This is a genomic window from Undibacterium sp. Jales W-56, from assembly GCF_025548535.1.
Taxonomy (GTDB): domain Bacteria; phylum Pseudomonadota; class Gammaproteobacteria; order Burkholderiales; family Burkholderiaceae_D; genus Undibacterium.
Map to the genome: position 1 here is coordinate 289,260 of NZ_JAJLQW010000005.1, position 22,541 is coordinate 311,800.

General features: G+C 51.9%; 17 protein-coding genes. 6 read left to right on the forward strand and 11 right to left on the reverse strand.

Annotated elements, in window-relative coordinates; all coding sequences use genetic code 11:
* Nucleotides 1–29: 29 nt before the first annotated feature.
* The 4 genes from LPB67_RS14980 to LPB67_RS14995 form a co-directional block, all read right to left on the reverse strand.
* Nucleotides 30–1,442, reverse strand: a complete 1,413-nt coding sequence (locus tag LPB67_RS14980) for a multicopper oxidase family protein (RefSeq protein WP_262838082.1) — start codon at nucleotides 1,440–1,442, stop codon at nucleotides 30–32.
* 31 nt (nucleotides 1,443–1,473) lie between these two features.
* On the reverse strand, nucleotides 1,474–2,922 hold the full coding sequence (locus LPB67_RS14985) for a TolC family protein (RefSeq protein ID WP_262838083.1): 1,449 nt from the start codon (nucleotides 2,920–2,922) through the stop codon (nucleotides 1,474–1,476).
* Nucleotides 2,919–3,281: a hypothetical protein gene (locus LPB67_RS14990; RefSeq protein WP_262838084.1), complete on the reverse strand. Its 363-nt coding sequence runs from the start codon at nucleotides 3,279–3,281 to the stop codon at nucleotides 2,919–2,921. The genes LPB67_RS14985 and LPB67_RS14990 overlap by 4 nt, the downstream gene beginning before the upstream one ends.
* Nucleotides 3,282–3,490: 209 nt before the next feature.
* Entirely contained in the window at nucleotides 3,491–3,871 is a 381-nt protein-coding gene (locus LPB67_RS14995) for a hypothetical protein (protein WP_262838085.1), read from the reverse strand.
* A 227-nt stretch (nucleotides 3,872–4,098) separates the two neighbouring features.
* On the opposite strand from LPB67_RS14995, the gene LPB67_RS15000 reads away from it, so the two are divergent.
* Nucleotides 4,099–5,736 (forward strand): sensor histidine kinase, encoded by a 1,638-nt coding sequence (locus LPB67_RS15000; RefSeq protein WP_262838086.1) that lies wholly within the window; start codon nucleotides 4,099–4,101, stop codon nucleotides 5,734–5,736.
* A 213-nt stretch (nucleotides 5,737–5,949) separates the two neighbouring features.
* Here LPB67_RS15000 and LPB67_RS15005 read toward each other — a convergent pair whose 3' ends face one another.
* From LPB67_RS15005 to LPB67_RS15025, 5 genes are all read right to left on the reverse strand, one after another.
* Nucleotides 5,950–6,123, reverse strand: a complete 174-nt coding sequence (locus tag LPB67_RS15005; protein ID WP_262838087.1) for a hypothetical protein — start codon at nucleotides 6,121–6,123, stop codon at nucleotides 5,950–5,952.
* A gap of 33 nt (nucleotides 6,124–6,156) precedes the next feature.
* Nucleotides 6,157–7,326, reverse strand: a complete 1,170-nt coding sequence (locus LPB67_RS15010) for a hypothetical protein (protein ID WP_262838088.1) — start codon at nucleotides 7,324–7,326, stop codon at nucleotides 6,157–6,159.
* 37 nt (nucleotides 7,327–7,363) lie between these two features.
* The gene (locus LPB67_RS15015) at nucleotides 7,364–7,774 is read right to left on the reverse strand and encodes a hypothetical protein (protein ID WP_262838089.1); all 411 of its coding nucleotides are present in this window, start codon (nucleotides 7,772–7,774) and stop codon (nucleotides 7,364–7,366) included.
* Between the two features lie 357 nt (nucleotides 7,775–8,131).
* The gene (locus tag LPB67_RS15020; RefSeq protein ID WP_262838090.1) at nucleotides 8,132–8,788 is read right to left on the reverse strand and encodes a hypothetical protein; all 657 of its coding nucleotides are present in this window, start codon (nucleotides 8,786–8,788) and stop codon (nucleotides 8,132–8,134) included.
* A 164-nt stretch (nucleotides 8,789–8,952) separates the two neighbouring features.
* Nucleotides 8,953–10,140 carry a S8 family serine peptidase gene (locus tag LPB67_RS15025; protein ID WP_262838091.1) on the reverse strand — a complete coding sequence of 396 codons (1,188 nt, stop codon included), beginning with the start codon at nucleotides 10,138–10,140 and terminating at the stop codon, nucleotides 8,953–8,955.
* Between the two features lie 386 nt (nucleotides 10,141–10,526).
* Between LPB67_RS15025 and LPB67_RS15030 the strand changes: the two genes are divergently transcribed.
* The 3 genes from LPB67_RS15030 to LPB67_RS15040 all read left to right on the forward strand — a co-directional run bounded on the left by LPB67_RS15030 (nucleotide 10,527) and on the right by LPB67_RS15040 (nucleotide 13,416).
* Nucleotides 10,527–11,027, forward strand: a complete 501-nt coding sequence (locus tag LPB67_RS15030) for an RNA polymerase sigma factor (protein ID WP_262838092.1) — start codon at nucleotides 10,527–10,529, stop codon at nucleotides 11,025–11,027.
* A gap of 11 nt (nucleotides 11,028–11,038) precedes the next feature.
* Nucleotides 11,039–11,833, forward strand: coding sequence for a hypothetical protein (locus tag LPB67_RS15035; RefSeq protein ID WP_262838093.1), 795 nt, complete (start codon nucleotides 11,039–11,041; stop codon nucleotides 11,831–11,833).
* A 146-nt stretch (nucleotides 11,834–11,979) separates the two neighbouring features.
* Complete coding sequence (locus tag LPB67_RS15040) at nucleotides 11,980–13,416, forward strand: GAF domain-containing sensor histidine kinase (RefSeq protein ID WP_262838094.1); 1,437 nt, start codon at nucleotides 11,980–11,982, stop codon at nucleotides 13,414–13,416.
* A 54-nt stretch (nucleotides 13,417–13,470) separates the two neighbouring features.
* Here the strand turns inward: LPB67_RS15040 and LPB67_RS15045 are convergent, their stop codons facing one another.
* Nucleotides 13,471–14,247 (reverse strand): fumarylacetoacetate hydrolase family protein, encoded by a 777-nt coding sequence (locus LPB67_RS15045; protein ID WP_262838095.1) that lies wholly within the window; start codon nucleotides 14,245–14,247, stop codon nucleotides 13,471–13,473.
* Nucleotides 14,248–14,503: 256 nt separating this feature from the next.
* Nucleotides 14,504–16,660 carry a carboxy terminal-processing peptidase gene (locus LPB67_RS15050; RefSeq protein ID WP_262838096.1) on the reverse strand — a complete coding sequence of 719 codons (2,157 nt, stop codon included), beginning with the start codon at nucleotides 16,658–16,660 and terminating at the stop codon, nucleotides 14,504–14,506.
* Between the two features lie 291 nt (nucleotides 16,661–16,951).
* Here LPB67_RS15050 and LPB67_RS15055 point away from each other — a divergent pair, with 291 nt between their 5' ends.
* Nucleotides 16,952–17,653 carry a transposase gene (locus tag LPB67_RS15055; RefSeq protein WP_262838097.1) on the forward strand — a complete coding sequence of 234 codons (702 nt, stop codon included), beginning with the start codon at nucleotides 16,952–16,954 and terminating at the stop codon, nucleotides 17,651–17,653.
* Between the two features lie 167 nt (nucleotides 17,654–17,820).
* The gene (locus LPB67_RS15060; protein WP_262838180.1) at nucleotides 17,821–22,509 is read left to right on the forward strand and encodes a glutamate synthase-related protein; all 4,689 of its coding nucleotides are present in this window, start codon (nucleotides 17,821–17,823) and stop codon (nucleotides 22,507–22,509) included.
* Nucleotides 22,510–22,541 lie beyond the last annotated feature (32 nt).

The following is a 22,541-nucleotide window of genomic DNA, read 5'->3' on the forward strand; positions in this document are numbered from 1 at the left end:
AGATGTTCCTTTCAGTTAAAAATAAAAAATTAATGTTCCATCTTGCCGACAGGCTTGCGGACTTGTACTTCGATTTCTTGCCGGTTTTTTTGTGCTAAGGGCATGGATTTACCGCCCATTGCAGTCGTTCGCACGGGCGGTGTGACATTGCCCGTCCATTCCTGCGCAACGCTGCCGGGTGGATGTTGGTACCAGCCGTGATCTTTGTAATCGCCAGGCTTCTGCTCTTTGCGTACTTTGAGAATGCTGAACATGCCGCCCATCTCGACGCCGCCAAATGGACCGTCGCCGGCCATCATCGGCAAGGTGTTATCCGGCAGCGGCATTTCCATCTCCCCCATGTCGGCCATGCCGCGTTCGCCCATCGCCATGTAGTCGGGAATCAGGCTGGTAATTTGCCTGGCAACGCCGCTATGATCGACTCCGATTAAATTCGGCGTGTCATGTCCCATCGCATTCATGGTGTGATGCGATTTGTGACAGTGGAAGGCCCAGTCGCCTTCTTCATCCGCCACAAATTCAATCTGGCGCATTTGACCTACCGCGATATCGGTCGTGACTTCAGGCCAGCGCGCCGCATGCGGTACCGGACCGCCGTCGGTGCCTGTGACCTGGAATTCATGACCGTGAATATGGATAGGATGATTCGTCATGGTCAGGTTGCCGATCCGGATGCGCACCTTATCGTTCTTGCGCACCACCAGGGGATCGATGCCGGGGAAGACGCGGCTGTTCCAGCTCCATAAATTGAAATCCAGCATGGTCGAGGTCTTGGGCGTGTAAGCACCGGGATCAATGTCGTAAGCATTGAGCAGGAATACGAAGTCGCGATCCACTTCGGCGATGTGCGGATGCTTGGTCTTGGGGTGCGTGACCCAAAAGCCCATCATGCCCATCGCCATTTGCGTCATTTCATCGGCATGCGGATGGTACATAAAGGTGCCGGGACGCCGTGCGATGAATTCGTACATGAAGGTTTTCCCCGGCTGTATCGATTTTTGGGTTAAGCCGGAGACGCCGTCCATGCCGTTCGGCAAGCGCTGGCCATGCCAATGCACGCTGGTATGTTCCGGCAGCTTATTGGTCACGAAAATCCGCACCCGGTCGCCCTCGACGACTTCTATCGTCGGCCCGGGAGACTGGCCGTTATAGCCCCACAAATGGGCCTTCATGCCGGGCGCCATTTCTCTCACCACGGGTTCCGCTACCAGATGGAATTCCTTGACGCCGTTATGCATGCGCCAGGGCAGCGTCCAGCCATTCAGCGTGACGACCGGGTTATACGGGCGACCGGTATTCGGCGCCAGCGGCGGCATGGTGTCGGCGCTGCTTTGAATGACCGGTTCCGGCAAGGCGGCCATCGCCACTTTGCTCACCGATGCGGCGGTTGCCGCTGCCGTCATCGCACTCAGTCCACTTAAAAAATGTCTTCTGGTACTCATCATGTTTCCTTTATTTAGCTGAGCAGACTGCTTAGTGGCCTGCGGATACGGTTTCGCCGCCGGGCATATCGGTTGACGGCGCGGCACTCATAGTGGGGCGACCCAGCAGACTCATTTCCAGATCGGCCTGGGCGATCCAGAAGTCGCGACTGGCTTCGATCGCGCTGTTGACGCTGGCGATTTGCGAACGGGCGTCCGCCAGCAGATCAAATACCCCGATCAGCATGCCGTTATAGCGGAGCTGGTTTTCTTCCGAGATGCGCTTCTTCAGAGGCACAATCTCGTCCTGGTATTGCCTGGCGATGTCGTAGTTGGAGCGATAGGCGAGATAGGCCTGCCGCACTTCCGAGCGGGCGTTGACCGCAATTTCGGCGGTACGGTTGACCGCCTGCATATATAGGGCTTCTGCCTTCGCCACTTTAGTTCCGCCCCAATCGAATAAGGGCAATTCCAGTGTGACTGAGTAGCCATGTTGGACGGGCTGGCTAATGAAGGTGTTGCGGATAGCGCCTAATTCCAGCACATTGATCAAGCGCGTCGCCTTATTCAGCCCCAGGTTCCTGGCTAACTGCTCCGTTCCCAAACGCGCTGCTTGGACATCGAGACGCTGCGTCATCGCCAGTTGCTCAATGTTTGCAATATCATCCGGCGTTTTTGGCAAATCCGGCAACCTGAGCGGCAAGCTAAATGTCGTCTGCATTCCCCATAATCCCATCAGGCGCGTCAGTTTTTCCCGACTACGAATCTGCGCCTGTTGCGCGCGCGCCAGGTTGAGTGAAGCATCGGCATAGAAGCCTTGTTCCCTGGCTTGCTGCAGCTTGTTGTAATTGCCGGCCTGCGCCAAGCGTCGCGCCAGTTCAGCGCCGGCATCCGCTGCTTTCTTGACCTGTCTCATGTACAGCAGGGTCTGGTCGGCCGCAACCGCCAGGTAATAGGTCTTGCGGGTTTCCGCAGCCAAAGACAGCATTTGCATCGTCACTTCGCGTTTGGTCTGCTCGAAGCGGCGTTGTTCCATCTGCCGGGTGTAAGGCATCATGAATAATCTGGCGATATTGAAAGACAGGCTACGGTCGACTTCGACCTCAGCGCCTTGTCGCGTGCGGCTGAACGAGAAGCCGGGATTGGGGAGTCGCCCCGCCTGGACAAAATCAGATTCCGCTATGCCTAACTCATAAAACGATGCTTGTAAGCCGCGATTGTTGAGTAAGGCGATTTGCACGGCATCATCGACAGTCAAAGGCGCACCGAGCAATTCTTTGACGCGCCGGGCAGCGGTATTTTGCTCACTGTCTGAGCGCTGCCATGTGACATCCTTGCCAAGACGATCTTGCGCGACTTGCTCAACGGAAGAAAATCCACCATCAGCGCTAAACGACGCGCAGCCGCTTAAAACCAGCGAAATCAATGCCATCCCAGTCAATCTGAGCCTGCCTTTAGTTGGCACCGATTGCAGGTAATTGGTTAAGTGAGCGACTTTCATTTTTTGTGCTCCATCTTGTCCATTTGTTTAGATTTGTCCGGTATGGAGGCGTCCTTTGCTGGAGGCTTAGCTTCAGAAGCATCGGCTTCGCGAGCCTGTTTGGCATAGACGCGCCAGCCACCGACGCGGGCAGTATTGTCATTCGCCTCTTTCCAGGAACTTACTTCCTGCTCAAGGTAAGGGCGATAGGCTTGAAATGGCGACAGATAAATCACTGGCGGAACCTCAGCTTGCGCATCCAGAGGATTGGGGCGCTGGCTGGCGTTAGGTTCTTGGGCAGCGGAATTCAGGCACACGCCGGATAAGGCGACCAGCGCCCATACCAGCCGAAGCCTGAACGGAGAAAATAAGGGATTCATGAAATCCTCGCTAATTGATTGCGTAATGGGGTCACTGCGGAGACCACAGTGGGGGCCAGAGTGGAAACTACAGCGAGCTAAGGCAAAAACGCGCAGCAGAATGCAATGGCAAGAATAACGCCGGGACCAGGCTGATCGATAAAATGCTCAATACAAAGCGATAGCCACCGCAGCAGTCGATAAAGACTACCTGGCGTTACAGGCGGGAATTAAGCTCGGGGAGGTCGTTCGAGGCCATCGCTGATATGGCCGAAATGCGAAGAAAAAACCAGGTCGATTTTTTCAGAGGAAGGACTCGGACTATTTTGGATCAGCGATTCAGTTACCATCGCGGCACCAATGCAGCAGGCAGCGCAGGAGCTGCATTTGTCTTTGGAAAGCTTGGCGGCTGCATCGGAATGCGGGGAATGATGCGACAATTTTTCTGCAGCATCATGGTGATGTTCATGTTGCTCGTGCTGATCCTGATCGCTGACTGATGCGTGGTGGTGCTCAGTACCGCAGTACAGCATGGTCGCCGCAGCAACGCCCTGGACGGGAATCGCCAATATCATCATGCATAGCAAAAAGAGTCGGGCCAGCTTTTTCATGTGATGGATTATAGTCGAAATTTTATTTTTTTCAGTCCGACAGTAAAAAAATCACTCTTATGCTGATAGCGCTCATTAATGCAAGATAGTGTCGCGAAAGAGTCCGGTGAAATGCGTGTTTTTTTAACGAACTTTGACTTTTCTTAATGAAATAAGCTATCAAATACTATTGATTTCTGGGAAGATTGCTGCAGGTGTTTGCCCCCCACATACTCACAAGGCATGTAATGAAAGCAGCATTGGTCAGATTCATGACATCGATCATCGGCCAGGTTACTTTGGCGATGACGCTGTCATTCAGTTTTTTAATTGCCGGCGTTATTTACGACGGTAACCGCACCTTAAATGCGGCTGTCATTGAAAACGTCAAATCGAGCATCAATCAGACTTCGCAGATACTCAACCTGACCGTTTCGGTTTATGCCAGCGCCAATGAGCTGGAAACGGTAAGAGTTTTTTTCCATGAGCTGCTTGACCAGCAATCGCAAAACGGTCTGGTATATGTGATTGTCGGAAATGCACAAGAACAGGTGTTATTGACGACCCTGCAGTCAGAAAATCTGATTCCCGCTCCTGACCCTGAAAATAAGCTGACCGCCGCCGCCGCTCGCGGCGTGATCCATGTGCGCAATCCCCTATTGCTGCCTGGCCGGCAAATCGGTTTTTTACAGTACGGACTGTCTACCCAAAGTTTAGTGAACGCGATTAGCAGAGAAAAATATTATTCCTTGCTGAGAACCGGGACGGTGATGACGCTGACCTTAGTCTTGATCTTCATACTGGCGCGCCGTATCTCCAAACGCCTGCATGAAATGATCAGCGCGAGTAAGGAGATTGTCTCAGGACGCTATGAAAGGCGGGTTCAGGTATCGGGCGGTGATGAACTGGCCGCGGTCGCCAAGAACTTCAATCGTATGGCGGATGCCGTGCAGTTAAAAATCCAGGAAATCACGGAGCTGAATCAATCGCTGGAATCGAGAGTATTCCAGCGCACCAAAGAACTGGAACAGGCAAATCAATTATTAGGCAAGAATTTTGATCAATTAAAAGAAACACAAACGCAATTGATCAAATCAGAAAAATTAGCAAGCCTGGGCGCGCTGGTGGCGGGCGTCTCGCACGAACTGAATACGCCGATCGGCAATGCGCTGACCGTGTCGTCAACACTGTCGTATAAGACAGATGAAATAAAGCAGATTTATCAGAGCGGACAAATAAAAAAATCCACGCTCGATAATTTTTTGAATTCGACGGAACTGGCAGGGGATTTATTAGGTAGAAACCTGAAGCGTGCTTCCGAACTGATTATCAGTTTTAAAACGGTGGCGGTTGATCAGACCAGCGAACAGCGTCGCCGCTTTAATCTCTTGCAGACCATGGAGGAGTTGGCGGTAACCCTGCAACCGATGATACGCAAAACCAGAATCACCTTTACGCTGGATTTGCCGGATGATATTTACCTGGACAGTTATCCCGGGCCGCTGATTCAGGTCATGACGAATCTGGTGAATAATGCCCTTACCCACGGATTCGACGGCAGGCAAGCGGGCATGATGTCCTTGCGTGCTGAACTGGAACCGGGCGAATCATTGTCTTTTGTGCGCTTAGAGTTTACAGACAATGGCGTCGGCATACAAAGCGACAATCTGCCTAAAATTTTTGATCCCTTTTTTACCACTAAACTAGGGCAGGGCGGATCGGGTCTGGGTCTGAGTATCTGCTACAACATTGTCGAAGGCGTATTGGGCGGTACTATCTCAGTCAGCTCCGCAATCGGTTCCGGTACCCAGTTCCACATACGCATTCCTCTGATCGCACCGCACAAAGAAGAAGTCGCTGAGACTTCATTAGCGACGAGTCTTTAGCAATTAGGACTGACGCAAAAACCCAAGCATCTCACCACAGAGGTACGGAGAAAAGGCTGGAGGAACTGGCCGCATGATGTGTTGATATTAAAGGTAACTTCTAAAAACCCCATGCTCGAGCGCATCGCGTCGTTACAAAGCCTCGCAATACCGACGTATTGCTGCGTTTTGTGCCTAGCGTTGCATCTCGATTAAAGGGTTTTTAGAAGTTCCCTAAAACGAACCCGCAAGCCGGGCGCGCCTGTTGGCGCGAAATGCCTCTGGAAGCCGCATCCAGCCTGCGGCTTCATGTATATGACAGGAAGCAGCTCGCCGTTTTGCATAAGCCGCGGCAATGATTGTGCCGTCTTCAGCAAAAATTTCCTGAATACAGGATTGAGAGTTCATGGTATGACCCGATTGCCGGGCCATACCATGCCGCTAAAAAGTGCCTTGCAGCGATACAGACAAGAGTTTGGAATCGCCAAAGAAAGGGTAAGGATAAGTCGACTTGTCTTTCGAGATGTCGTATTGAACTTTGAGCGCCATATTTCTGCGGAAGTCCCAGCGCAATGACAGATATTGCGAGTCCCTGCCCTCGATAGGTTCCGCGACTGTGCGGTAGCGCGACATCGTGTACATCGGGGTCCATGCACCATACTGGTAACCAATCCCAAGCAGCGCGTATTTATACACGTTATTCAACCCCTTGGCGGCATCGATTTGCTCATAGCGATCGACTTCTGCCTTGATCAGCCAATTCTTGTAATCCATGTTGGCAGAAATACCCATAATCCGGGTGCCCTGATTGTCGATCAGGGTGGTGCGACTGCCGTTGCTATTGTCTTGCCAGAGGGTGTCCTTGTACCACATCATCATGCCGCGTACATCGAATACCCCGTTATTGGCTGCAACCGAAGTACCGATGATATTTTTCCAGGACTCGTTGGTCGGCGTTGTGTAGTAAATCTGGGTATCGTAAGCGTCATTTTTTTGGGTATAGCCGCCAGTCCATGCGTGGAAAGTGGCGGCCCAATCCGATTGACCCAATTGCGTCCGATAACTGACATTGGCACCTTTGTAGGCATAAATAGGCCAGCCGTAGACATCTGGCGCAGGTCTGACCCATGGGTAGGCATAGCCTATGTAGAGAAAATCGCTGTAGTAATACAAGGGAATGCGGAATTTACCCGCCTGGAAAGTCCAGTTCGAATCAACCGATGGCTGCCAGGTGACATATGCCCAGTCGACCGTTGGACGTGATCCTTCATTGGGATTGAGCGCACGGCTGACGAGTTGCGCCGTTGCCGACAAATTCGGTAAAAAATCCTTTTTTATCTGCACGCCGATCAGTGATTCCTGATCGAACTGAAAACCCTTTTCTTTTTCGTAGACGGCGGCATATTCCCAGCCTTGTATAGTGCAAGGGCAATTCCATTTTTGATACATCCATGGCGCACTGCTGCCCAATGCGGACCCGTTCAAGACTTTGGCGCCGGTCAGACTGTAGAAACCAGTCAGTTTCAGGGAGCCGTCCTCGGTGAGATCAATTGCAGCGGCACTACCAGCAAACAGCACAGGGAACACTGATGCCATGAGTAATTTCTTCATTGAATAGCCTCCAAAGGGGGAGAGGAAATAGCCGGGCTTAAGGTACTGTGGTGATGACTTTTACTGAGTCATCAACCGCCGATTTTTCGATATAACCGATTGCATTGACGTTTTCACTAATTGCTTTTTTGACTTCAGCGCTCGTCTTATATTCTTTGGGCGGTTTTCCTTTTCCGGTAAAAACTATCCTTGACCAGATCGCCTGGACTTGAGCCGGCTCTTTTTCCAATACTTTTTTATAAAACTCAGCGCGGATCGGTGAGCTTTCAGCTTGTTCAACAGGGGTGAACAAGACCGATCCCCCTAGAAAGAATTGTGCTGCCTGGGCGGCAAACATTTTCGTTGCGGGATTTTGTGGATTCACCACAATGACCAGTTCTGCGAAGGCGGGTGTGGTGATCACCAATAACAGCAATAGGTGGGCGATCAGGGAAAATTTCCGTTTCATCTGAGTTCCTGTTATCTATGTTGAACCGCAAAAAGGAGCGATCGCTCAACTACCTATGCAACGCTGCATTGACATACAAAAATCGGAAGACTGTACTGATGGGGTGACGGTGAAATTAAAATTTTTATCGCTGGTATCAGCATACTCCCAGGATTATTTTCCAGCATTTTTTTAACGATGTTTGTCGTTTAAAAGGTACATTGCGTCCTGGTTCAAGTCAGAGCTTTGCAGGAACAGTTGTGGATTATTTTAGATGGTGTGATGAGTTTCAATTCAGTTGTGACGCAATCGTTGCGGTAAGTGCGTTTTTGCCAGGAAGGGCTATCCGGCGATGCCCCTCCTGGCAAATTCTATAGGTTAATCCTGGTTGCTATGATTGACTTCCGCATTGCCTGAGAAGGAAGCATTGGCGTTGCCCGATACGGATGCGGATGGGGGACTGGATTTCGCGACGGCATCCTGACCGTTACGCTGGCTATTGCTTGCAACGGCAGTGGACGTATCGTGACTATTCGCTACAGTGCCATTCGCAAAATTAGCGGTGTTGGCGGCCTGAGTTCTGGCGTTGCTTGTCGCTGGCTTACTTGTCTCCGATGCAGCCTTGCCAGTGTTCGACATGGTTTGTTCATGTCGCACTATTGAGCCAAGAGTGGCGCTGCCTGCGCCGCTGCTATTGCTGGAACCGGATGCTGACTGGCTGCTGGTGTCAGGCATGATGCCTGACATGATGCCGCCGGAACTGGCTGAATTAGCGTTGCCGGTGGACTTCCTTCCATTGCTTTCTGCCATGGCATCGGCGTTGTTGCTCAGATTGCCGGAGATATTTCTGGCGCTGCCAGTGAGACTATCCTGGCGGGTATGGCTGATTGTCGCTTCTGGAAAAGACGACATGCCTCGCAAAGTTCCGCCCATGCCTCCGCCGATGGCGCCGCCTAAGATTCCGGCCTGGGAAGATAGGCTGATTGTCAAGCCTGTCAGTATGGCTGCGCAGCGTATGAATTTACCTGTAGTCATGATATTTCTCCTTAAGTAACCGCAGACTGCCTGCAGTATTGAAAGGAAAACGCCGCAGCCGGTTGATTTAATCCATCGATTTAAATTTTTTTTGAAATAGTGAGAGGCTTGCCCAGAGATGGTCTTGCCGCCGCATATCGATGCGACCAATTCAAATGAGCAGATCAGCGAAAATCTTCAGGTTTAATTCGTAACGAGTTGCCTACTATGCCGTAACCAAGGTCTGGACTGGGTTTGCCCGTAACGCTTGTTTTTGCCTGGCTGATCAGATAGTCAATCGCTTTTTTTGCTGCGGCATTGTCGGGCGCAGACAATTTTTGCGCTAGCAGAGCTGCGACAATGGGGGAGGCAAATGAGGTGCCACGCACTACCTGATACGGCGGTGAACCGATCGCGGCGGCCAGCATTTGGCTACCCGGCGCCGCAAACATGACTTGTGCGCCGCGTGCAGCTTCAGGCAGGACGCGTAATTTGGCATCCACTGCGGTGACGCCGATGACTCCCGGATAGCTGGCAGGGTATAGGGGCGGGGCGGCCGGCCCATCGTTGCCGACTGCGGCTACCAGCAGATAGCCTTTGGCAAGCATGGATTTGATGATCCGCTCGAGATTCTGGTTTGCCGGACCCACAATGCTTAAGTTGATCACGGCGACTTTATTCTGGGCTAACCAGGCCAGCGCTTCTATCAATTTGTCTAAGCTGCCGCCCGCTTCGCTACCGCAATAGATGTCGGCGCTATACAAAACTGCATCAGGCAGCACGCCGCTGAAGGGCGCGGCATGACCGATCATCAGGGACGCTACCGCCGTGCCATGCGGACTGGCAAGATTTTTGTTGCCGCAATCACGGCGTTTTATTTGCGCATCGCGAAACACCATGTGGCTGACATCAATTCCTGCATCTACCAGGCCAATTTTGGGTCTCACGGCATCGTCAGGCGTAGCTGCTTTAGTATGATTGCCTGGTTTGATCTCGCCCTCAGTGAGTGAGGCAGATGCGAAGGTGGGACCGCTACCCAAATAAAGATGGTTGTAGTCGTAGATGCCTGCCTTGTCCAGGCTATGCAATAAATCAAGTGCAGCGGCAGTGGACAACGGTTGCGGTACTTGTAAAACCAGAATGGTCTCTGCCAGCGCTTCAAGCCGGATTTCTCTGACAACGCTAAACCCCGCTGCATGCAAGCTGATCAGTGCTTCTACAGAGGGCGACCAGGCGATAATTTCATGTTTTACGATTAACTCGCCTCGGGTATCGAGCTCGAATACTCCCGGATGCTCTCTTCTTAAACGATCGATCGTATTGAGACGCAGATTTTGTAAGGTCGCCACGTCCTCCAGTACGTCGTTGCGCACAAGTTGATCAAACCGGTTGCGCAGTATTTGCGTATTCAACGGGACTAACTGCCTGTCCGGCAAACTCAGCGGAGGGAGACGAAGTTGCGCCTCTGCAGGAAAGGCGGTACAGAGCAATACACAGAACAGGAGCCTGCAGGCCAAGCAGATGTTGCGGCGGCATCGTCGAAGAGGATAGGAGGAGATAGGCATAATCAGATGGTAATATAAATAAGCATAGAGGGCTTTAAAGTGATTTTAGCCAGACGGGCTTGCATAAAAAAGCCTTGGTTCTATCATGGTTCGGCGACGATCAAACGAAGCAGCCGTGAATTTTCATCACCGTTTTTAATATAACGATTGAGCCAGGGAATAAATTCCCTCGCGCTGTCGTTTACTGAGTATCTATGGATCAGACAGCTACTAATATCCAGAACGAGATTGCCGCTTTGCTGCCGCGCCTGAGACGTTTCGGGCGTGCCGTTACACGACATCGCGAAGATGCTGACGATTTAGTGCAAATCGCCGTGGAGAAGGCGCTTAACCGGACTGAGCAATGGGAGCCGGGCAGCCGGCTGGATAGCTGGTTATTCCGCATAATGAAGAATGCATGGATAGATGAAGTCAGGGGACGGGCAAGGCGCAGCGACATCCTGGCGCCGGAAGAAGCGGGAGAGCAGGTCGGCGCGGATCCCAGTGACGCCTATGTGCATCAGCTTGCGGTGCAAAAAGCGGTATCGATGCTGAACGACGACCAGCGCATGGTGGTCAGCCTGGTGCTGGTGGAAGGATTGCCCTACAAAGAGGCGGCTGAAGTCATGGATATTCCGATTGGGACCCTGACTAGCCGCTTGGCACGCGCGCGCGAAACCTTGCAGTTGCTTTTATCGGATCCTGCGAATAAATAGAGGAAGTCATGATGAGCTTTACAGATGAAATTTTAATGGCATATGCCGACGGTGAGCTCGATCTCCCGACCCGGACTGCAATTCAGGCGGCGCTTCTGCAGGATGCCGAGTTGGCAAAGCGGGTCGCTCAGCACCAGGCGCTGCGCGCGGACGTATTTGCCGCATTTGCACCGGTACTGAATGAGCCGATACCCGCTAGTTTGCAGTTACCTCAGGCAAGCATTCCGGCTGCCGGCAATAAAGTTGTCCAATTAAGTGATGTGAAGATCAAACATTCTGTTAAGACTCCTGGCAAGTCCTGGTCCTGGGTTGAGCTTGGCGGGCTGGCCGCGACCTTAATCGTGGGTGTTGCAGTCGGAAAATTTGGCTTGCAGGGAGATGCCACGATTCCTTCAAGCGGCGGCATGCTGGCTGCGGTGAATGGCCATGTCGCTGCAAGCGGGAAGCTGGCACAGGCTCTTACGCAGCAGCTTGCCAGCGCTCCTGCGTCTGAACATACAGTCAAAATCGGTGTCAGTTTTTTATCTAAGGAGGGTCAATTCTGCCGAAGTTTTGCGACAGAAAATGCATCGCAGAATCCCGGCTTGTCCGGCCTGGCATGCAAACAGAAAACCGGTACTGAGTGGCAAATAGCCGTGTTGGCGCAAACCCAATTGCCAGCCACTCCCGGCGCAGCATACCGACAAGCGTCGGCCGAGATGTCGCCCGTCGTATTGCAGGCAATCGATCAATATATGGCCGGTCAAACTTTAGATGCGGCCGCAGAACGCGCCGCGCAGCAACAAGGATGGCAAATCAAACCGTAATCCATCTTGGCTTTGGTGTGCGCATTTACGGGCAGGATGCTGAAAAATAGTTATTAAAAAATAAGCTTCTTGTTTCTTTGAGGTAATGTACAAGTCTTAGTGATTCGCCTACACTAAAAAAAATCACTGACATAGGCGAACGTTCAATGACTACAGAAACCATGGGTGAAGCGCAGTTGGCGGAAGATTTGCGTCACGGGCAAAATAAATTGCTGGAAATGATCGCGAGAGGCGCGCCATTGCAAGAGACCTTGGCGAGGCTGATGCAGCTCATAGAGGCGCAATCACATGGTGTGCTGTGTTCCGTCCTGTTATTGGATCAGGATGGGATTCATATCCGCAAAGGTGCTGGCCCCAGTTTGCCAGAATCCTATATGAATGCCCTGGACGGTTTTTCTATCGGACCCACTGCAGGTTCCTGCGGAACGGCGATGTATCTTAAAAAGATGGTGATCGTCAAAGATATCACCACCGATCCCTTGTGGGCACCTTATAAGGCTTTAGTTGAACCTTTCGGTTTCCGCGCCTGCTGGTCAACGCCCATCTATCTCAATAGCGATAAAATCCTGGGGACATTTGCGATGTACTATCGCGAAATCCGTGAGCCCGGTAAAGAAGACTTGAAGTTGATTGAGGTGGCGACCCACCTGGCGGGTATCGCGATCGAACGCACTCGTCGCGAAGAAGAATTAGATTTGCATCGCACTCACTTAACTGAACTGGTGGCTGAACGTACTGCCGAGCTCTCCATGGCGAAAGAGCGGGCGGAAATCAGCAATATGGCATTGAGCAAAGCCAATCAGGAGCTTGCCAATGCCCTGAATAATTTAAGTATTACTCAAGAAGAATTAGTCCGGCGCGATAAGCTGGCGGCTTTAGCGGCTCTGGTCGCAGGCGTAGCGCATGAATTGAACACCCCGATCGGCAATGGCTTAATGGTTGCCAGTACATTATCCGAGTTGACGCAGGAATTTGCCCACTCTTATCAGAGCGGGATAAAACGCTCGTCCCTGGCACATTACGTCGCAGAAGCGATGCAGGCCAGCGATATTTTGCAACGCAACTTACAGCGTGCTGCCGATTTGGTGAATAGCTTTAAGCAAGTCTCGATAGACGAAGCAAATTACAAACGTTCGACCTTTGTATTGGGGAATTTTGTGGCTGAGACTGTCGCTTCACTGAATGGGGCATTAGAAAAAAATGCGGTGCAACTGATGCAGAACTTACCATCGGGGCTAACGATCAATAGTTACCAGGGACCCTTGGCGCAAGTGTTGATCAACCTGATTAATAACTGCCTGATACACGCATTTGAGCAAACTGATCATCGAGTCATCGAAATCGCTGCCAGCATACATCCGAAGTGGATTAAGTTAAGTGTCAGAGACAATGGCAAGGGCATCCCTGAGAATGATCTGAAGCATATTTACGATCCATTTTTCACTACCAAACTCGGCGCCGGCAGTTCAGGATTGGGGTTGCATATCACGCACAACATCGTGACTTCTTTGTTGGACGGAAAAATCGATGTACAGAGCTCCTTGAACTCAGGCACCTGCTTTACCATCAGCCTGCCGATCTGAATGCCAATCGACAAAAGCGCGATGCGACTCCCCGCTGCGTTAAATAAAGACAATTCAACGCGCAGTGAAGTGAGCCTGCAGAGCGCCTAGCTCACCGAAACGAATATGAATATCGGTATCTAGCGGCACCTCAAAGCTGGCAACATACGAGCCGGTAATGATCACCTGACCCGCGCGCAGAGCTTGCCCTTTGCCGCGCAAAAATTCTGCTAACCAATGCAAGGGGGCACGCGGATTCAGGTTGGGATGTTGCCCGTCGAATTGATGGATAAGCTGTCCGTCAGAGTGGATATCGATGTGCATTTGGTTAGCCGCACATGCCAGTACGGGATCGACTTCGGGGCCGATATAAAGTCCTTGGTTTAATAAACCATCGGCTAAATTTTCAGCAAAACTGGCTTTTGCAGGATCAGAATAACGACTATCAATGAGTTCCAGAGCAAGATGCACAGAGCCGATAGCCGCATCAAGCTCTGCTGCCATGTAAGGTTCGTTGCGCAGCGGCAGGTCATGTGCCAGGACGAAGGCCAGTTCAGGTTCTATGCGCACTTGCTGCGCTCTGCCCCAGACCGCACATGGGCTGCGATAAAATATCGTACTGGTATAAATGGGGGCGATGACCAGTTTACTGTCGCTTGGCGTGCCGCACTTCCATGCGTTGACGGATTCGCCCAGTTGCGTTGTGACCAGCGCCTGAATTGCCAGGGCGACCTCGGTGCTTACAGGCCGGCATGACTCAGGCAAGCGATTGCCTTGCATGCCGCTGCGCCTGCGTTCCGAGAGAATGGTCGCTGCTTTGACAATGGCGGCTGCATTAGGTAGAGATGGCATGATGAATGGCGTGCTCAGGAATAGTAATGGGGCCTAAATAGAATTTACGCGCAACCGTCACAGCGGCGGCGTCTCTTCACGGATCTTCGTACGGTGTTCATCGACGCGCCGTGCCGGAACAATTTTGCATCAATCCCGCAAGGGAAAAGTCAATTGAGTTGACGCTGATGACCCACATTGGTAAGAGACAAAAAAACCTGCAGACTTCACATCTGCAGGCAATTTGTATCGGCGTTGCGATCTGAACTGAATTCGATCAGTCGCGCTTTGGCACATAATTCAGCGTGTTGGCAGGCAGAACCCGTGCGGCTAATTTTGCATTCGTTTTGAGCAGATCGACTTCATCACTCAAAATGTGTACCGCTTCATTGAGCAATACGTCCTTGGCGTCTTTTTGCTCTTTTTCTGCAGCGATATCTGCCGCCAAATTACGTTCATTCGCTTGCAGGCCATCGTCCGCTTTGGATTTAGTTTTAGTCGCCGTTTTTCCACCGTTTTCATGCGCTTCGCGCTGCTTGACTTTGGCTTCCTGCGCTTCTTTTTCCTTACGGCGTTCCGCTTCATTCAAGGAGATGAGTTTCTTTTTGCGTAAGGCCTGAACCTCAGCGATATCTTCTTGCAGATATTGGAAATCCTTGTCCTTTGCCGTGCGTGATTCGTAGCGAACTTGCAGCATAGGCAGCAGATCGCTCAGGTCGCCGGTGGGCTTGTAATCAGCAGGTTTGATTTGCGACCACGGCAGCGCATTGTCGTAGCTTGATTCACCAAAGTTCTCTGGATCGGTCAGGCTGGGGAAGCTGATGTCAGGCGTCACGCCGCGTAACTGGGTGGTACCGCCGTTGATGCGGAAAAACTGCGCAATCGTCATCTTCAATTCACCAAATTTTGGCTTGGTATTTTGCGCCATCTGATCCAGGCTGATCAGCGTCTGCACCGTACCTTTGCCAAAGCTAGGTTCGCCAATGATGACGCCGCGGCCATAATCCTGTATCGCCGCCGCGAAAATTTCCGAGGCAGATGCCGAGCCTCGATTGATCAGCACGCCCAGCGGGCCGTTCCAGGCAACACCGGCGTCATTATCGCTTTCGACACTGATTTTCCCTTGCGAGTTGCGTTGCTGAACGACTGGTCCTTTGTCGATAAACAAGCCGGTTAATTCAATCGCTTCTGCCAGCGAACCGCCGCCGTTATTCCGCAGATCAATCAGGACGCTGTCGACTTTTTCTTTCTTGAGTTCTTCGAGCAGGCGGGAGATATCGCGTGTCGCACTGCGGAAGTCTTTGTCGCCTTTGCGTTTGGCGTCGAAATCGAGATAAAAGGTCGGCAGCGAAATGACGCCGATCTGGCGCGTCAGATTACCGCTCTTGACGGGAATGATCGATTTTTTTGCCGCCTGTTGTTCCAGCTTGATTTTGTCGCGCAGCAAAGTCACGAGTTGATGCTTGCCGTCGAGGCTGGCATCCGCAGGCAGAATATCCAGTGTGACCACGGTGTCTTTGGCGCCGCGTATCAGGTTGACGACGTCATCGATGCGCCAGCCGATGACTTCAGTCAGCGCGCCGTTCTTGCCCTGACCGACGCCGACGATACGGTCGCCGACTTTGAGTTGTCCTGATAGTGAGGCCGGGCCGCCGGCGACCAGTTCGCGGATGGTGGTGTAATCATCGCGTTCTTGCAGAACGGCACCGATGCCGATCAGGGAGAGCTTCATCGCGATATCAAAATCTTCGGACGCACGTGGCCCCAGATAATTCGTATGCGGCTCAATGGAGGTCGCGTAGGCATTCATGAACATCTGGAAGGCGTCGTCGCTCTTGTATTTGCGAATGCGATTAATCGATGTGGTGTAGCGTTTATCCAGCGTCTCCCTGATTGCAGCTTCGTCTTTGCCCGCTAATTTCAAACGCAGCCAGTCATTTTTTACGCGCTTGCGCCAAAGGTCTTTCGCCTCATCTTCGGACTGTGGCCATGGCTCTTTTTCCCTAGCGTAGGAGTAACTTTCTTGCTGGGTAAAGTCGAAGCCTTTTTTCAAAATATCGCGTGCATAAGTCAGGCGATCGATCAGGCGTTTTTCATACAGGTTGAAGATCGCGAAAGGGATGTTCAGATCTTCCTGGTAGATGGCATCATCAAGTTTGGTGCGCGCGCTGGAAAATTGATTGATATCGGACTGAGTAAAGAACAGTCGCTCCGGGTCGAGTGCTTTCAGATAACGGTCAAAAATCTTTTCCGACATCGCATCGTCAAGCGGCGTCGCCTTGTAGTGGAAGCGGGTCAGGAATCGTGCGCTCAGCGCTGCGGCTTGGGATTGCTGCTGCTGGGGCAGGAGCAATTGTGGCGCCGTCGACTCTAAAGTGTCAGCATGGGTAGAGACTGCAAAAACCAGTAGCAGTCCCAATAAGTTTTTATTCATTTGCCGTTCTCCAATTCCATATTGCTAAAGCCACATGCCTGATGACGATGTGGCTGATTGCCCGCGTGACTCATTCCGTCGCATTTTGTGATGCTTCATTGATCCTGTATGACCACCAGGAAACAGAAAGGTTCGCCTGCATTATTTCAGATTAAGCAGAGTTTTGTTGAGTCCGTGAGCATAAAGGGGAAATGGCATAGTGCTTCTGCGTATTTGTATCACTTTGTTTCCAGATTTATTTTCACTGTTTTACAATGCTTTCACGATTGTTAATAAAGTGATTTTCCCATTATGGCAAGACTTAGTCGCCTCGTGATTCCGCAGCAACTGCATCACATCATCCAGCGAGGCAATCATCATCAGGGAATTTTTCAGGACGCTGAAGACTACGCCGCCTTTTTGCAATGGCTGCGCGATGCGGCGAAGGCGTTTCAGGTAGCGATACATACTTATGTTCTGATGCCGGATCATCTGCATTTGCTGGCTACGCCCATGGATGAGGGCGGGATCGCCAAGATGATGCAATGGGTCGGTCGTCACTATGTCCCTTATTTTAATCGGAAGTACCAGCGGTCAGGCAGCTTGTGGCAGGGACGATACCGGGCGACGGTGTTGGAGGCGGAACAATACTTTTTAAAATGCAGCCTGGCCATAGAGAGTAATCCGGTCAGGGCAAAATTAGTCGGCGATGCTCAGGAATATCCCTGGTCGAGTTTTCAGCACCATATCGGTCTGAAAATTGATCCGCTGATCACCGATCATGCCGTATATTGGCAACTGGGCAATACCCCATTTCAACGTGAGGCTGCCTATAAAGAGATGATGCAAAAGCCTTTGCCCAACGCCGATGTCGTATCCATGATGGATGCGGCGCTGAAAGGGTGGTTGATCGGTTCTGCTGCGTTCAAAGCGGAAATGGTCAGGTTGACCGAGCGGCGGGTGACGCCAATGAAGCGTGGCAGACCGAGAAAAGCAGTGGAAAAACCAGGATGAAGCATAATTGGTGTTTAAAATTTGCTTCAATTTACTATGTCCCCAATTAAATTTATTTGAGAGTTTACCAATTTTAATTTGACTCCGACCCTAAATTTTCTTGTTGTGATTTCTATTGCGCTGCACTATTCTACGATTCAACCCTATATTCAATGTGGAGAATCATGATGCAAGCGCAAGGCCTGTACGACCCAGCTAACGAACACGACGCCTGCGGTGTAGGCTTTGTGGCACATATCAAAGGCAAAAAATCTCATGCGATTGTTGAGCAAGGTTTATTGATCCTGAAAAATCTCGACCATCGCGGCGCGGTGGGGGCCGACAAACTGATGGGTGACGGCGCTGGTGTGCTGATTCAGATTCCCGATCAATACTATCGCGAAGAAATGAGCAAGCAGGGCATCGCATTACCGCCGCCAGGCGAGTACGGCGTTGGCATGATCTTCCTGCCGAAAGAGCATGCATCTCGACTGGCTTGCGAGCAAGAGATCGAGCGTGCCGTGCGTGCCGAAGGTCAGGTGGTGCTGGGCTGGCGCGATGTTCCTGTTGATACCGACATGCCCATGTCGCCGCTGGTACGTGAAAAAGAGCCGGTGATACGCCAGATTTTTATCGGCCGTGGCGCCGACATCATGGTGACCGATGCGCTGGAGCGTAAGCTGTATGTGATCCGCAAGTCCGCCGTGCATGCGATTGAGGCATTAAAACTGATCCACGGTAAAGAATATTTTGTGCCGTCGATGTCGGCACGTACGATCGTGTACAAAGGTTTGCTGCTGGCCGACCAGGTCGGTGTGTATTACAAAGATTTGCAAGATCCCCGCTGCGTTTCCGCGCTGGCATTGGTGCATCAGCGTTTTTCCACGAATACTTTCCCTGAATGGCCGCTGGCTCATCCCTACCGCATGATTGCGCATAATGGTGAGATCAACACGGTCAAAGGCAACTTCAACTGGATGCGGGCACGCGAAGGCGTGATGAAGTCTGCCGTCTTGGGCGACGATCTGCAAAAATTGTATCCGCTGATTTTTGAAGGTCAGTCCGATACGGCCAGTTTTGATAATGCGCTGGAATTGTTGGTAATGGCAGGTTATCCAATCGCCCAGGCGATGATGATGATGATTCCGGAAGCCTGGGAAAATCACACCATGATGGATGACAATCGTCGCGCATTCTACGAATACCATGCCGCGATGATGGAGCCATGGGACGGTCCTGCGGCGATGGCGTTTACGGATGGCCGTCAAATCGGCGGTACGCTGGATCGCAACGGCTTGCGGCCTGCGCGTTATATCGTGACCGATGACGATCTGGTCGTGATGGCGTCCGAGTCCGGTGTGTTGCCGATTCCCGAATCAAAAATCATCAAGAAATGGCGTCTGCAGCCAGGCAAAATGTTCCTGATCGATCTGGATGCCGGTCGTATTATCGATGACAAGGAAATCAAGGACACTTACGCCAATGCCAAGCCTTACAAGCAATGGATTAATTCTGTCCGCATCAAATTAAATGCGCTCAAAGCAGAGCAGGAAGTCGCTCCGTCGGCCGCGACTTTGCTGGATCAGCAGCAGGCGTTTGGATATACCCAGGAAGATTTAAAATTCCTGATGGCGCCGATGGCGAGCGGCGCTGAAGAAGCGATCGGCTCGATGGGCAATGACTCATCGCTGGCCGTCATGTCGAATAAATTGAAGCCGTTGTACAACTATTTCAAACAGTTGTTCGCGCAAGTAACGAATCCGCCTATCGATCCTATCCGTGAGGCGATGGTGATGTCGCTGGTGTCTTTCATCGGACCAAAGCCGAATCTGCTGGACACCAACAACATCAATCCACCGATGCGTCTGGAAGTAGCGCAGCCGGTGCTGGATTTTTCCGATATTGCCAAGCTGCGCAATATCAGCGCGAATACCGGCGGCAAGTTCAAATCTTATGAACTCGATATTTGCTATCCGGTGGCGTGGGGCAAAGACGGCATAGAAGCGCGTCTGGCATCGATCTGCGCGGAGGTCGTGGATGCGGTCAAATCCGGTCACAACATCATGATCATCACGGATCGCAAGATGGATGCAGACAACGTCGCGATCCCGGCCCTGCTGGCGACTTCTACGGTCCATCAGCATTTGGTCTCTAAAGGTTTGCGCACCACTACAGGCCTGGTGGTGGAAACCGGTTCTGCCCGTGAAACCCATCACTTCGCCCTGTTGGCAGGCTACGGCGCGGAAGCTGTGCATCCTTACCTGGCAATGCAAACGCTGGCCGCGCTGGCGAAAGATTTGCCTGGCGACTTATCCGCAGAAAAAGCGATATACAACTACACCAAAGCCATCGGTAAAGGTCTGATGAAGGTCATGTCGAAAATGGGTATTTCGACCTACATGTCCTACTGCGGCGCACAGATTTTTGAAGCCATTGGCTTGAACAAATCCTTGGTCGATAAATACTTTAAAGGCACCGCATCGAATGTAGAGGGCATTGGTGTATTTGAGGTTGCAGAAGAGGCCTTGCGCTTGCATGCGCTGGCATTTGGTCACGATCCCGTGCTGGCCAATGCCTTGGATGCGGGCGGTGAATATGCGTTCCGTATTCGTGGCGAAGATCATATGTGGACACCAGATGCGATTGCCAAATTGCAGCATTCTACGCGTGCCAATAACTTCAATTCCTACAAAGAATACGCACAAATCATCAATGACCAATCCAAGCGTCATATGACTTTGCGCGGCTTGTTCGAATTCAAGATTGATCCGGCTAAAGCCATTCCGCTCGATCAGGTCGAACCGGCTAAAGAAATCGTCAAGCGTTTCGCTACTGGCGCGATGTCCCTGGGCTCCATCAGTACCGAGGCGCATGCGACCTTGGCAATCGCGATGAACCGTATCGGTGGTAAATCGAATACCGGCGAAGGCGGCGAAGATCCTGCGCGTTATCAGCAGGAATTGAAAGGCATCCCGATCAAGCAGGGCGATACGCTGGCGTCGATTGTCGGCAAAGCGAATATTGAAGTAGATATGCCTTTGTTGCCGGGCGATTCTTTACGCTCCCGCATTAAGCAGGTGGCGTCCGGTCGTTTCGGCGTCACGACGGAATATCTGGTTTCTGCCGATCAAATTCAGATCAAGATGGCGCAAGGCGCGAAGCCGGGCGAAGGCGGTCAGTTGCCGGGACATAAAGTATCCGAGTACATCGCCAAGCTGCGTTTCTCGGTGCCGGGTGTTGGCCTGATTTCACCGCCGCCGCATCACGATATTTACTCGATTGAAGATCTGGCGCAATTGATTCATGACCTGAAAAACGCCAATCCGAAAGCATCCATCTCAGTCAAGCTGGTGTCTGAAGTCGGTGTGGGTACCGTCGCTGCCGGCGTATCCAAAGCCAAGGCCGATCACCTGGTGATTGCCGGTCATGACGGTGGCACCGGCGCATCCCCATTATCTTCCGTGAAGCATGCAGGCACGCCTTGGGAATTAGGTTTGTCCGAGACGCAGCAGACCTTGGTATTGAATGGCTTACGCGGTCGTGTCAGGGTGCAGGCTGACGGCCAGATGAAAACCGGCCGCGACGTGGCGATTGCCGCGATGCTGGGCGCGGATGAAATCGGTTTTGCTACCGCACCTTTAGTGGTCGAAGGTTGCATCATGATGCGTAAGTGCCATCTGAACACTTGCCCGGTCGGTGTTGCTACCCAAGACCCGGTACTCCGTGCCAAATTCTCCGGCAAGCCGGAATATGTGGTGAACTATTTCTTCTTTGTGGCAGAAGAAGTGCGTCAAATCATGGCGCAATTGGGTATCCGCACTTATGAAGAATTGATTGGCCGGGTTGACCTGCTGGACAAATCCAAAGCGATCTCGCACTGGAAAGCCAAAGGGCTGGATTTCAGCCGGATTTTCTACCAGCCGGAAGTGTCTGCCGATACACCGATCAAGCATGTCGATGGTCAGGATCACGGCCTCGAAAACGCACTGGATAACAAGCTGATCGCGCAGGCAAAAACAGCCTTGGAAACGGGGGAAAAAGTGTCCTTCATTTCGCCGATCAAAAACCTGAACCGTACGGTCGGCACCATGCTGTCCGGCGAAGTCGCCAGACGCTATGGCCACGCCGGTTTGCCGGACGACACGATCCATATCCAGCTGCAAGGCACTGCCGGCCAGTCGGCTGGTGCGTTCCTGGCGCATGGCATCACGCTCGATCTGGTGGGAGAAGGCAACGATTATGTCGGTAAAGGTTTGTCCGGTGGTCGTATCATCATCCGCCCGAATACCGAATTCCGTGGTTGGGCAGTCGATAACATCATTTGCGGCAATACCGTGTTGTACGGCGCGATCTCTGGCGAAGCCTATATCAATGGCGTTGCCGGTGAGCGTTTTGCAGTACGTAACTCCGGCGCCCTGGCAGTTGTTGAAGGTACCGGCGATCATGGTTGCGAATACATGACTGGCGGCACTGTCATTGTGTTGGGCGAGACAGGGCGTAACTTTGCTGCCGGTATGTCCGGCGGTATTGCCTATGTCTATGATCCTGACGGCGAATTCGAAGCGAAGTGCAATATGTCCATGGTGACATTGGAGCCGGTATTGGCAGGTGATGTGCAGGTAGCGACGCTTGATCCTTCGATCTGGCACAGCCGCTTGCGTGGTGGCGACGGTGAAACCGATGAGGCCATCTTGCGCGGCCTGATCGAACGTCACTTCAAGCATACCGGCAGTACACGTGCGCGTAACTTGTTAGATGACTGGGCTCGCGGCCGTTCTAAATTCGTCAAAGTATTCCCGACTGAATACAAGCGTGCCCTGGCTGAAATGTTCGCCGCCAAACAAGCGCAGAACGCTAAACAGAAAATAGCGGCTTAATTATGTCATTGTTGAGTCGTCGAACAAATAGC